Origin of the sequence: Tenacibaculum caenipelagi, assembly GCF_004363005.1 — a bacterium.
Taxonomy (GTDB): domain Bacteria; phylum Bacteroidota; class Bacteroidia; order Flavobacteriales; family Flavobacteriaceae; genus Polaribacter; species Polaribacter caenipelagi.
The window spans coordinates 610,464-622,622 of the sequence record NZ_SNYH01000001.1; the positions used below are offsets into that span (position 1 = coordinate 610,464).

A 12,159-nucleotide genomic window follows, 5' to 3' on the forward strand; every position below is an offset into this window, starting at 1 on the left:
CACTCTAAAAAACAAGCAAAAAACTCGGTTTACTCATTTAGGCAACTACTTTACTAAACTAAACTGACAGTTTACTCATTCTCGATTTTTTAAGAAAAAAGTTGGAAGTAGTTTTGAATAGAAATTGACCACAATCAAACTTTTAATCCAATAAATAATTAAAAACAAAAAATTATGAAAACGCAGGCTTTAAAAACATTTTTTATTTGTGCACTATTAGTAACTACAAGTACTTATGCAAATGGGTTCCTCTCTAAAAAACCAATTAAAAAGCAAACTGTAAAAGTAGCTTTACTACTAGACACTAGTAATAGTATGGATGGACTCATTAACCAAGCAAAGGCTCAATTATGGGAAATCGTAAATGAATTATCTTATGCCAAATGCAACGGTAGTACTCCTAATTTGGAGATTGCTCTTTACGAATATGGAAACTCTAATTTATCATCTAAAGAAGGCTACATCCGTCAGGTTTTACAATTTACAAGCGACTTAGATGAAATTTCTGAAAACTTATTTTCTTTAAATACAAATGGAGGTAGTGAGTACTGCGGACAAGTAATTCAAACGTCGTTAGAGGAATTGGATTGGGGGTCGAATAAACGTGATTTAAAAATGATTTTCATTGCCGGAAATGAACCTTTTACTCAAGGAAAAGTAAACTATAAAGATGCTATTACCGATGCCAAAGAAAAAGATATTATCGTTAACACGATATTCTGTGGCGATTACAACCAAGGTGTTTCTGGAATGTGGCGAGATGGAGCGATGTATGGCGGTGGTGATTATATGACCATCAACCAAAACAAACACATAGTACATATTGTAACACCATACGACAACGACATTATCATCTTAAACAAACGATTAAACAACACCTATATTCACTACGGAACATATGGATCTTCAAAATACAGTAATCAAGCAAAACAAGATATGAATGCTGAAAGCTTAGATGAAGCTGTGGCAGTAAAACGCGCTGTTACCAAAAGTTCTAATTTATATAAAAATGCTGAATGGGATTTGGTAGATGCTTCGGAAGAAAAAGAGATTGATTTTTCTAAAATTAAAAAGGAACAACTTCCTAAACAACTACAAAATAAATCGGCTAAAGAGATCAAAACCTATGTAGATAAGAAACGTAAAGAGCGTTCTGAAATTCAACAGAAAATTCAAGAATTAAATAAAAAGAGAAAAGCTTATGTAGCCAAAAAACAACAAGAAAACACTAAGAAAAATGAACTTGAAAGTGTAATGATTAAAGCTATTAAAAAACAAGCAGAAAAGAAAAATTACTCTTGGTAATTTGATTGGGGATTTAGTTTGATTGAAGCGGGGTTTTACTCCGCTTTTTTATGTCGTCATTGCTACCTACGAGAGAAATCGCAAGGTTCAGCGAAGCTAAATCTAATTCAAAGAAATAGAATTAAAAACCTCAGATTTCTCACTTTTGTTTCACTTCAGTTCGAAATGACATTTCGTTTATTTCACTAGTAAATCTTGACCTATACTAATATTATTACTACTCAAACCATTTACTTCTTTCAATCTTCTTACTGAAATGTTATATCTCCTTGCTATTGAGTATAGCGTATCTCCCTTTTGTACCTTATAAGACTTAGCTGCGATGGTTTTTGTTTTTGACACTAAAGAACCTTGAGGTTTTACTCTATCATACTGAGTTAAATTATATTTATTAATGATAGCAATCAACTTTTGAGGATATTTTCTATCCGTTGCATACCCCGCTCTTTTCAATCCATATGCCCAACCTTTATAATCGGTGTGTCTTAGCCTAAACAAACTTGCATATCGCTTACGAGTTAATAAAAACTGTGAATGATCTTCGTACGATGTTTCTGGATACTTATATTTTCTAAAACACTCTCCTTTTTCATCATCATCATGAGTTACACTATGCCCTTCCCATCCTCTATGACACTTAATTCCGAAGTGATTGTTAGAACGAAGCGCTAACTGACTTCTTCCACTACCCGACTCTAACACTCCTTGTGCTAATGTAATACTTGCAGGAATGCCGTGTTCGTGCATTTTCTTAACCGCAATCAGTGCAAACTTTTGAATATAGGTTTCGGTATGATTTGTAGTTGTTGTTACTGGTCGTTTTATCTGTTCTAATTGAGGTAACTCTGGAGCTTTTTCTTCCTTTGTTTCTAATACGACTTCTCTCTTAGGTGTAGATTTTACCACATTTTTACCTGAACCACAACTTGTCAACAACACAGCACATGCTGCTAAAAAAACTACTCTTATCTTCATTAAACCTTGATTAACTCTTGATTTTTATTCTTTAATTTTTGATTTACTCCGTCAATTCCTTGCAAACCACCTGTATGAATCGCTAAAATTTTACTGTTTACAGGAAACACATCTTTCGAAACCAAATCTATAATTCCGTATAATAACTTTCCTGTATAAATTGGATCTAACGAAATATTCGTTTGCTCTTTAAATTCATTTATAAAACGAATCAATTCCGGAGTATATTTTCCGTAACCTCCAAAATGATAGTCGGTTTGCAAACTCCAATTTTCATTTTCTTTTACATAAGGTTTAATTTCATCTACTAAAAAATCACCTTTTAGTGCAGGGAAACCAATTACTTTCTGGTGTTCTTTTGCTGAATTTATCAATCCAGAAATGGTTCCTCCAGTACCAACTGCACAACAAATATAATCGAATTTTTCATCTTCATTTGTTAAAATCTCCTCACAACCTTGTACCGCTAATGCATTGGTTCCTCCTTCTGGAACCAAGTAAAAATCACCAAATTCCTTTTTTAATTGGTTGATAAATTCTTCGGAAGTTTTATTTCGGTAGGCTTCTCTAGAAACAAATTGGAACTGCATACCATTATCGAACGCATTTTTTAAAGTTTTGTTTTGAGAAAGTGTCTTCATCAAATCCTTTCCTAATTCATCACCTCGAATGACTCCTATAGTTTTGAATCCTGCTATCTTACCTGCTGCTGCAGTAGCTGCAATATGATTTGAAAAAGCACCTCCGAAAGTCAACAGCGTTTCTTTTCCTTGTCGTTTTGCTTCTTCAATATTATACTTCAGCTTTCTGAATTTATTCCCTGAAACAAATGGATGAATAGTATCTTCTCTTTTTACAAAAAGCTCAATTCCTTTGGTTACTAAAACAGGCAATTGAATTTGCTGATTTATGGGAGTAGGTATGTTGAGTTGAAAAAGCATTCAAAAAAATTAACATCACAAAAATACAGGTTTAATCTATTTCTAGCTTATATCCTACTCCATGAATATTGGTAATTTTTATAGACCTGTCATCTTTTAACTTTTTACGAAGTTTTGATATATAAGTATCTAAACTTCTTCCTACCACAACGCCATTTTCTTCCCAAACCTTTTTCATCAATTCCTCTCTTTTTATAACTTCGTTGGGTCTGTCAATAAAAATCGTTAACAACTCACACTCCTTTTTAGATAACGGAATCTCTTCCGCTTCTTTAATCAACTTATTTTGTTCAGGATAAAACTTAAAACTTCCTAAAGTTAGCGAATTGTTCGAGCCAGTATCAATTACTGTTTTTCTTTTCTTTGTTTGATAAACACCAAAACCTAGAACAGAAATTAAGAATAAGAATCCGTAGAAAAAATATTGATTACTATTTTCCTTTTTAAGAAATTGGACTTCTATAAAATAGCAATTGGTAGGCAACACTCTTCCTTTACAAGGTACAATCGCATTTTCTTCGCTCTGCATCATTTCGTAGCTATAAGCTACTTCATCATTCAAACATTCTTTGACTTCAATACGGTAGTTAGAAGGCAATTCTGATTGAGAGAAACTTCTTTTTACTATCGACACCAAACTATCAGGTGATACTTGTAAATTACTTTGAAAAGTTAACTCGTATTTACGTTTGCTTAGTTCTTTTATAGGCAATACCAATGAGGTAGAATCTTGATTAGTTAACAACAATTGATGCCCTACATTTCGAAGTGAAACTTTTACTTTTTCAGAAAACTCATTAGCTTTTTTACAAGAAATAAGTTGTACTAAAATTAAAATTATACCTATATAAAAAATGGTTCTTTTACTCATACAACTTACAAATAACACACTTTTTATCTTCTTTTTAAGGGAATTGACATTTCTTTTACACTTTTTTGACAATTCTAAGATTCATATTCTCATACAGTAAAACATAAAAACAAACTGTATATATTTGCTTTCATCAACTAACAATTTTAAACATCATAATTAATGAAAGCTTATAACAAAATTAAATTTTTAGTATTTTTCTTATTGACAAGTCTATTAAGTTTAGGAATCGAATCTACACATGCCCAAAACTCAGAAGGAACTCTTATGGTAGATTTAAAACCTTTTGTTTCTGACATCAAATTAAAGAAAAAAGTACTTAAACAACTTGAAAGTGGAGCTTTAGAATGGGGGGTATCTGGAAACCAATTTGTAACAACCTTAACCAATAAACGTTTTATAAATTTTGATATTCCTTACATGACCAGATACGGAACATCTAAAGAAATTAAATTAAAACCTGGTAAGTACACTATTACTTGTGTTGGTTTTAAATATAAGGGGGGATTAAGTATTCAAAAAGTACTAAAAAAAGCTGCCTTTTTTAATATTGATGAACTAACTTTTGAAGTTATCGAAGGAAAAACTACAACACTAGAAATTTTGCCAAAAATTGAAAAGAATAGTTCTCTTGTTATGAAAGTATTTTCCCCAGATTTATTTGTAACAGTTACAGAGGATAATGAAGTTAAGGCTGAACAAAAATTAATAAGTATCAGACATGAAAACTCTATTAATTGGGAAGACTACAACGGACCTCTAAAATTTGAAAAAGAAGTTGAATAAACTAAAATAATTTTTTTAAAAGGCTGTTAGTAATTTACTAACAGCCTTTTAATTTTATAATTTTCACACTCCTTATAACGTAGAGTTAAACATTGTAGTTAGCTTACTCTTACTAAAACAATACCTCTCGTCATTACGAAAGAGGAACGACTGAAGTAATCTGTTTATCTCAAACTATAAATACAAAGATTGCTTCGTTACCACTCGCAATGACGCCTTTCGTCATTCCGCCCAACAGAAAAAACACTTACTGTCATTTCGAACCGAGTGGCAACGAGTGTGAGAAATCTCATTAATGGATGTAATCTAAACCTTTAGATTTCTCAATCGCTCATAAAATCGCTTATTCGAAATGACAAACAAAAACATCATTACAAAGGAGGAAAGACCGAAGTAATCTGTTTATTTTGACTATAAACACAAAGATTGCTTCGTTACCACTCGCAATGACACTCCTCGTCATTCCGACTAGAAGGAGGACATTACATTTCCTTTAAAAACTAGCTACCTGTTCTTCTACTTGCTCCCATTCTTCCATTAACTTGTCAACCTTTGCTTTTTTAGCTTTGTAGTTTTCAAAAAAGTTAGGGCGTGCAGAAATTTCGTCATAATTCTGAGCTAATTCTAAATCTATTTTTTCAATTTCAGCTTCTAAATCCGCTATTTGGTTTTCAATTTTATTGAGCTTATTTTTTAGCTTTTTTAGTTCTTTTTCTTGCTCTCTCGATAATTGATACGCTTCTTTTTTAGACGTATCTTTTTCTTCCTTTACTACGGTTCTTTTTTCAGCATCACGCAAACTTTCCATTTTGTGCTGCTCTAAGAAATAATCGATATCTCCTAAATATTCTTTTATTACTCGGTCTTTAAACCCGTATACAGTAGTCGTTAATCCTTGTAAGAAATCACGGTCGTGAGATACTACAATTAAAGTTCCGTCAAAGTTTTGCAGAGCTTTCTTTAATACATTTTTAGAGGCTATATCTAAGTGGTTGGTAGGCTCATCCATTATTAACACATTAAAAGGTGATAATAATAGTTTACATAACGCTAAACGGTTTCGTTCCCCTCCTGATAGTACTTTTGCTTTTTTATCTACCGCTTCTCCACCAAACAAAAACGAACCTAACATGTCTCGCACACGCATCCTATTACTATCAGTAGCAGCATCTTCCATAATCTCTAGCACTGTTTTTTCTGGTGGTAATTCTTCCGACTGATTTTGAGCAAAATACCCTATCTCTACATTGTGTCCGAGTTTTAAGCTTCCTTCAAACGGAATTTCCCCCACGATCATCTTCGCTAAAGTAGATTTACCTTGTCCATTTTGTCCTACAAAAGCAATTCTGCTATTGCGTTCAATGAGTAAATCAACATCTTTCAACACATCTTTATCTCCGTAACTCTTGGTTAAGTTTTCTGCTTCTACAATAATTTTACCTGGTTCTTTTGAAATTTCAAAACGAACATTCATTACTGCGTTATCATCTTGATCTACTTCAATGCGCTCTACTTTTTCTAATTTTTTAATCAGCGATTGGGCCATAGTAGCTTTACTCGCTTTCGCACGGAACTTCTCTATCAGCTTTTCTGTATGTTCAATTTCTTTTTGCTGATTTTTCTGTGTTTGTAACTGTTTTTCTTTAATCTCTGCTCGCAGTTTCAGAAATTCTGAATACGGTTTTTTATAATCATAAATCTGCCCTAAAGAAATTTCTATGGTACGATTAGTTACATTATCTAAAAACATCTTATCGTGCGATACCAATACAATAGCGCCTGCATAACTTTTTAAAAAATTTTCTAACCAAATAATAGACTCAATATCTAAGTGGTTGGTAGGCTCATCTAGTAATAAAATATCATTATTCTGAAGAAGGAGCTTTGCGAGTTCGATACGCATACGCCAACCTCCAGAAAAAGTATCTGTTAACTTATCAAAATCTTCTCGTTGAAACCCTAAACCTTGTAAAATCTTTTCAGTTTCTCCTTGATAGTTATATCCTCCTAACAATTCGTAACGCTCAGTCTTCTCATTCAAATCTACCATTAATTGATGGTAGGCTTCACTTTCATAATCGGTTCTTTCAGCTAATTGTAGATTGATTTCGTCTAACTCGAACTCAATTTCTTTAATTTCGGTAAATGCTTGGTACGCTTCTTCTAAAATAGTTCTTCCTTGTTCAAAATCGATATCTTGACGTAAAAAGCCGATACGCACATCTTTATCAAAAGCCAAAGTACCACCGCTACTTTCTATGTCTTTAGCTAACACTTTTAATAAGGTAGATTTTCCTGCTCCATTTTTTCCAATCAATCCAATTCTGTCTCCTTTTATTAATTTAAAAGTGATACCAGAAAACAAATCTGTTCCCATAAAAGAAACCGATAAATTATGTACGTTTAACATAAATTTTTTTATGATTTACTGAGCTTTTATAACTATTGTTACAAAATACTGTTTTATTTTTGTTGAAATTTGTGCAAACTTACAAAAAGCAAATAGTTAATCGTATTAATCCCCATAAGATATGTTCGGAAAAGGAAGTAAATTATACAGTATTTTCAATAGTAAATGTCCACGTTGCCATGAAGGTGACTTTTTTAAATATAAACTCAATTTCAATCCAAAAAAAGTGACCGAATTACACGAAAATTGCCCGAAATGCAATTTGAAGTATATGATGGAACCTTCATTTTTCTTTGGTGCGATGTATGTTAACTATGCTATTGCTGTAGCTCTTTTTGTAGCTGTTTTTATTATTGCTAAAATGTTTATTGGCTTATCTATACTACAAAGTTTTATAGCAATAATAGTAGTCTCATTACTTTTTACTCCGATAACACTACGTCTTTCAAGAATAATTTGGATTAACTTTTTTGTGAGTTATAATAAAGATGCTGAAAAATTACAAGCTGAAAAGTAGTTTATAAAATATAATTATTTCAAAACAAAATAGCTTCCTATAATTAGGAAGCTATTTTTGTATATAACATACATGTATTTTCACATTCGTATCATCCAAATCTTTTAATATCAATCTCACTGTCTAATTTTTCGCCTTTTTCAAGGTAATTAAACAAGTTTTTAGCAACTGTTGGCGCTACCATAACACCCCGAGTTCCTAAACCGTTTAAAACAGCTAATTGGGTGTATTTTGGATGAACTCCTACCAAAGGCCTTCTGTCTTTTACTGTAGGTCTTATTCCTGCAGATTGCTCTATTACGGTATATGGAACGGAAATTATTTTTTGTAGTTTTTCTTCTAACTCTTTTCTTCCTTCTTCTGTAGGAATAGAAGTTTTGTCTGTCCAATTAAAAGTTGCCCCTACTTTGTAATTATCATTTCCTAAAGGCATTACAAAAACACTTCCTTTTAATAAAAAATCTATTTGTAATTCAGGAGCATGGATTGTTATCGTTTCTCCTTTTGTTCCATTCAAAGGTAAATAATTAAAAAATGGATTCTTTTTTAACCCAAAACCTTCACTAAACACCACTCGCTTTCCCGTAATATTGTTATACTGAACTGTGTTATCTTCAAAAGTTAATTTTTCATAATCAAAAGCTTCTTCAATAAGATTTCCAAGTGATTTTATATATTCTTTATAAGCGGTAACTAACAAAGGCGTATCTATTCTCCCTGTTCCTTTTAACTCTCCAAAGCCAAAATCTCCAATAACTCCTTTTATTTTTTCTTTTTGAACCTTAGGATTCATATAATGACTTAACATTGGTTTATCGGATGCTATGAACCAATTATTTTCATCACCTACACTTGTAAACACCTTTTTGGTAATAAAACTATACTCTAAAGTTAAATTTAACTTCTCTTCTAATTGTTTGTAAAAAGGAAGCGCCTTTTGTAATTGCTCGTGTCCATTCCAAACTGGAGTAAAACGCTTTAAAATTACAGGATTATACACTCCACCAGCAACTACTGAAGAAACTTGTGAACTGTTTTCAAAAACCACAAAACTTTTGTTGTTTTCTATTAACTGTTCTGCAAAAGCAATGCCTGATAAGCCTAAACCAACTATGATATAATCTACCTTTTTATTCATATTTCAAAAGTACTATTTATACAATAAAAAAGAGCTTGCATTGCAAGCTCTTTTTTATTGTATTGAAAAGGGAATTTAGTAATTCCACATATCCATTTCTTTATTACGAATACCTTCTTTAATTCTGTTAGCTTCTAATAATTGGAATAAAGAGTTTCCTCGAATATAATCTGAGATAGCTCTATCTCCGTAAATATTCTCTTCTTTAAGAATTGTTGAATTAAAACGTCTCGCATTTAACAAGTTATCGTATGAAAGAGGTTGCGCAGAATTTTCTGGATTAAACACCTTAGACTTATGTAAGGTTTCACGTGCATCTGGGAAATATACCCAAAACAACTCATATACATTCTCTTTATCATCAATCTCTTCAACTCCCATCACTTGTACATCAGGTCCCATTGGAGCTAAAGCTAATAAACGATATTTTAATTCACCCTGACGCTTATCAAAATACCACAGTCCTTTTAAAAGATAACCTTTAATATCAGCTGATTGCACAGAATAAGGATCAATGTAGTCTCCATTTTGACGCTCATTATAGGTCATCATCTTAACTTCATCCATTCCTATTTTAGTGGTGAAATAAGAATCGTTGTATACTTCTTTAATTTCTCCATTTTTAATACCTGCTAATAAGGTATCAAATAAAGAACGTCTTGTTAATCCAGCATTCGTGGTATCAATTGGGAAATAATAAGGAAGATTTATTTTTTGATTTAAATCTACATATTCCCACACCACTTTAGACCATAACACATCTCTATCGCTAATATAACCGTAAGGAAGTGGTTTGTCATCTTCTAAAGCTATTTGAGCTTCAGATTTAAATCCAATTTCATCTACCTTTTTAGCATTTAAAAGGTTAGCTTGTGCACTTGCATAACTCGTTGTCGCAAATGCGAATAAAACCATATAAAAACGCTTCCAATTCATACTTTCTTGTTTTTACTTATTAATTTGTAATTTCTACACTAACAGGTAATACTCTTTTAATCCTATAGTTAGATCCAGAAACTGATGCTTTAATATCAAAAATAGTAATTACATCATTTCTTCTTGCTTTAGTAATAGCTGCTTTAGCTCTTGCATTTAAAATTGTTCCATTAACTGGAATAGCTACTTGCCCTGGTACTTTAATTTTAAAGCTAGATACATTTAATTTTAAATCGAATAAGAAATCTGGTAAACCAGCAGCTACACTTATTCTTCCTAAACTGGCCTTAGGCATTTTTACAGTACCATACTGACCTCTTACCATACCAACTGCTGGTGGTATGTCTTTAATTCTAAATTTCTTAACAGAACGAATACCTTTTGAAGCTCCAGTTGGAGTACCAGTAACAACAATGTTTACTTCACTTCCTTTACCTGGGTTCATTACATATTTATCTCCTTTAACTCTTCTTAAACCAGGTGCTTTCGCTGATATTTTGTTTCCAGGAACACCAGGAATCGAAATAGTCATTGGGTTAGATAAACCACGGTATACAACATTCATTTTATCTGCAGCTACTAATGCTTCATTAGGTCTAGGAATTACAGCATACGCTCCTTTAATATCTATTTTAACAATAGAATCTCCTTCTTTAAATTGGAACTCTCCTTGTAATTCTTTATCTCCTACATTACCTGCTGGTCCGTCTAAAATAACTTGTCCTGCTTGGATTTTCTCTTTGTCAATTTCTTCTCCATTAACAATTACTTTCTCTGCAGTTAAGTTTGGATCTTTCTTACCTAAAACGATTTTTCCTGATAAGTTTTCTCCTGGGTAGTATGCGCTCTTGTCGAAAACAACCATCGCTTCATACTTTGTCATAGAAACTGCACTTTGTAGCTCTCCTTGTAATAAAGCAGACAATGCATCAGACTCAGTCGCTTTAATATCTGCTTGAATCTGTGTGAACTTAGTTAAAGAAGCAATTAAAGGGAATCCTTCATAATGATACTTTAACCAATCTACTTTTCTTCCGTCTTTATTAGTAACCTTTTCGGTACTGAAACGTGTTTTTATTACATCTGCAACTTCAGTTCCTTCTAAAAGAGAAACAGCTTCTGTTCTAAATCCATCAATTTTAGAAACAAATTCTTTTCCTGCAGGTGTAATTTTCCCTCCTTTAAAGAATAACTCATCTAAAAATTTAGACTTATCCATTGTTTCATATGCCTGTGGATCTTTTACACCACCAGTCATTTGCGACTTTAAATCTCCTATATAAGCATATAACTCATCAGCTGCTACTTTTAATTTGTCGGTTTTTTCTTTTGCTTCACCGTACTGCTTAGCTTGTTCAAGTGCTTTTTGTTTTAACGTTTCGTAAGCACCTTTATTTTTTTCAGTTGCTTTTACGTTTGCTTCAGTTAATTTTTCATTCATTAATCCGAAGGCAGATAATACCTCTTTACTCATATTCATTGCTAACATTGCAATAAATACTAAGTACATCAGGTTAATCATCTTCTGCCTTGGTGATAGTTTTCCTCCTGCCATATTAATCAGTTTATTATGTTAATAATTAGATAAACTAATTAATTAGTTTTTGTTAGACATTGCAGATAACATTCCACCATATACTCCATTTAACGAAGATAAGTTTGTTGCTAAAGACTGCATTTGCTCTTGTAAACGTTGAGAATTTTCTACCATTGCAGAGTTTAAATCAGCTTGCTTACTAGCATTTTCAACTTGTGTTTGATATAAGCTATTTAAAGACTCCATTTGAGCTGCTGCTCTAGACATTTGCTCATTATAACTGTTTGTTGCAGAAATTGATTGAGATGCAGATGCTAAAGGCTCTACTGCTCCTTGGAAATTTTTAATACTATCTCCTAAACGAGATACTAACTGTGCATCTAACTTAGCTTCACTTAAAATATTATCTAATTTTTGAGACAACAAGCTTTGAGCTTCTGCTGGTGATGCTTCTCCATTCTTTCCTATTGATTGTCCATCTGCTAACTCTGGGTAAACTTTTGTCCAATCTAAATCGTCTTCAACCGCTTCGAAAGCAGATAATGCGAATACAATTGCTTCAGTAATCATACCTATAATTAACATTTCATTACCAAATGGCCAGTGTAATATTTTGAATAAGGCTCCAAGGATAACCACCGAAGCTCCTAAACCATAAGCCATGTTAAATAATTTCTTAGTTGATTTTGATTGTGCCATAATTTTTAATTTTTGGGGATTAATATTTATTCTTGTTTATACTC

At 32.3% G+C, this 12,159-nt stretch carries 11 protein-coding genes; 3 read left to right on the forward strand and 8 right to left on the reverse strand.

The genetic code is table 11. The annotated features are described in order from the left end of the window. Nucleotides 1-174 precede the first annotated feature (174 nt). Nucleotides 175-1,305, forward strand: coding sequence for a vWA domain-containing protein (locus tag DFQ07_RS02755; RefSeq protein WP_133534742.1), 1,131 nt, complete (start codon nt 175-177; stop codon nt 1,303-1,305). A 177-nt stretch (nt 1,306-1,482) separates the two neighbouring features. On the opposite strand, the gene DFQ07_RS02760 is transcribed toward DFQ07_RS02755, so the two are convergent. The 3 genes from DFQ07_RS02760 to DFQ07_RS02770 are packed head-to-tail and all read right to left on the reverse strand — an operon-like array spanning nt 1,483 to nt 4,092. Next, the gene (locus DFQ07_RS02760; RefSeq protein ID WP_133534743.1) at nt 1,483-2,280 is read right to left on the reverse strand and encodes a glucosaminidase domain-containing protein; all 798 of its coding nucleotides are present in this window, start codon (nt 2,278-2,280) and stop codon (nt 1,483-1,485) included. Next, a complete protein-coding gene (locus tag DFQ07_RS02765; RefSeq protein ID WP_133534744.1) occupies nt 2,280-3,221 on the reverse strand; it encodes a 1-aminocyclopropane-1-carboxylate deaminase/D-cysteine desulfhydrase in 942 nt (313 codons plus the stop codon). The genes DFQ07_RS02760 and DFQ07_RS02765 overlap by 1 nt, the downstream gene beginning before the upstream one ends. A 31-nt stretch (nt 3,222-3,252) precedes the next feature. Continuing rightward, a complete protein-coding gene (locus DFQ07_RS02770) occupies nt 3,253-4,092 on the reverse strand; it encodes a winged helix-turn-helix domain-containing protein (RefSeq protein ID WP_243743918.1) in 840 nt (279 codons plus the stop codon). A gap of 162 nt (nt 4,093-4,254) precedes the next feature. On the opposite strand from DFQ07_RS02770, the gene DFQ07_RS02775 reads away from it, so the two are divergent. Further along, the gene (locus tag DFQ07_RS02775; RefSeq protein ID WP_133534746.1) at nt 4,255-4,878 is read left to right on the forward strand and encodes a hypothetical protein; all 624 of its coding nucleotides are present in this window, start codon (nt 4,255-4,257) and stop codon (nt 4,876-4,878) included. Nucleotides 4,879-5,371: 493 nt separating this feature from the next. Here the strand turns inward: DFQ07_RS02775 and DFQ07_RS02780 are convergent, their stop codons facing one another. Next, nucleotides 5,372-7,288: an ABC-F family ATP-binding cassette domain-containing protein gene (locus DFQ07_RS02780; protein ID WP_133534747.1), complete on the reverse strand. Its 1,917-nt coding sequence runs from the start codon at nt 7,286-7,288 to the stop codon at nt 5,372-5,374. Nucleotides 7,289-7,409: 121 nt separating this feature from the next. Between DFQ07_RS02780 and DFQ07_RS02785 the strand changes: the two genes are divergently transcribed. After that, nucleotides 7,410-7,805, forward strand: a complete 396-nt coding sequence (locus DFQ07_RS02785; RefSeq protein ID WP_133534748.1) for a DUF983 domain-containing protein — start codon at nt 7,410-7,412, stop codon at nt 7,803-7,805. A gap of 91 nt (nt 7,806-7,896) precedes the next feature. Here DFQ07_RS02785 and DFQ07_RS02790 read toward each other — a convergent pair whose 3' ends face one another. The 4 genes from DFQ07_RS02790 to porL form a co-directional block, all read right to left on the reverse strand. Further along, nucleotides 7,897-8,943: an NAD(P)/FAD-dependent oxidoreductase gene (locus tag DFQ07_RS02790; protein ID WP_133534749.1), complete on the reverse strand. Its 1,047-nt coding sequence runs from the start codon at nt 8,941-8,943 to the stop codon at nt 7,897-7,899. 75 nt (nt 8,944-9,018) lie between these two features. Further along, the gene (gene porN, locus DFQ07_RS02795) at nt 9,019-9,879 is read right to left on the reverse strand and encodes a type IX secretion system ring subunit PorN/GldN (protein ID WP_133534750.1); all 861 of its coding nucleotides are present in this window, start codon (nt 9,877-9,879) and stop codon (nt 9,019-9,021) included. 19 nt (nt 9,880-9,898) lie between these two features. Continuing rightward, complete coding sequence (gene porM / locus DFQ07_RS02800) at nt 9,899-11,434, reverse strand: type IX secretion system motor protein PorM/GldM (protein WP_133534751.1); 1,536 nt, start codon at nt 11,432-11,434, stop codon at nt 9,899-9,901. 42 nt (nt 11,435-11,476) lie between these two features. Then, entirely contained in the window at nt 11,477-12,115 is a 639-nt protein-coding gene (porL, locus tag DFQ07_RS02805; RefSeq protein ID WP_133534752.1) for a type IX secretion system motor protein PorL/GldL, read from the reverse strand. Between the last annotated feature and the right edge of the window lie 44 nt (nt 12,116-12,159).

Coding starts and splice junctions, on each gene's coding strand:
- porM (WP_133534751.1), bottom strand. CDS start 11,434: ATGGCAGGAGGAAAACTATCACCAAGGCAGAAGATGATTAACCTGATG.
- DFQ07_RS02765 (WP_133534744.1), bottom strand. CDS start 3,221: ATGCTTTTTCAACTCAACATACCTACTCCCATAAATCAGCAAATTCAA.
- porN (WP_133534750.1), bottom strand. CDS start 9,879: ATGAATTGGAAGCGTTTTTATATGGTTTTATTCGCATTTGCGACAACG.
- DFQ07_RS02770 (WP_243743918.1), bottom strand. CDS start 4,092: ATGAGTAAAAGAACCATTTTTTATATAGGTATAATTTTAATTTTAGTA.
- porL (WP_133534752.1), bottom strand. CDS start 12,115: ATGGCACAATCAAAATCAACTAAGAAATTATTTAACATGGCTTATGGT.
- DFQ07_RS02775 (WP_133534746.1), top strand. CDS start 4,255: ATGAAAGCTTATAACAAAATTAAATTTTTAGTATTTTTCTTATTGACA.
- DFQ07_RS02760 (WP_133534743.1), bottom strand. CDS start 2,280: ATGAAGATAAGAGTAGTTTTTTTAGCAGCATGTGCTGTGTTGTTGACA.
- DFQ07_RS02790 (WP_133534749.1), bottom strand. CDS start 8,943: ATGAATAAAAAGGTAGATTATATCATAGTTGGTTTAGGCTTATCAGGC.
- DFQ07_RS02755 (WP_133534742.1), top strand. CDS start 175: ATGAAAACGCAGGCTTTAAAAACATTTTTTATTTGTGCACTATTAGTA.
- DFQ07_RS02780 (WP_133534747.1), bottom strand. CDS start 7,288: ATGTTAAACGTACATAATTTATCGGTTTCTTTTATGGGAACAGATTTG.
- DFQ07_RS02785 (WP_133534748.1), top strand. CDS start 7,410: ATGTTCGGAAAAGGAAGTAAATTATACAGTATTTTCAATAGTAAATGT.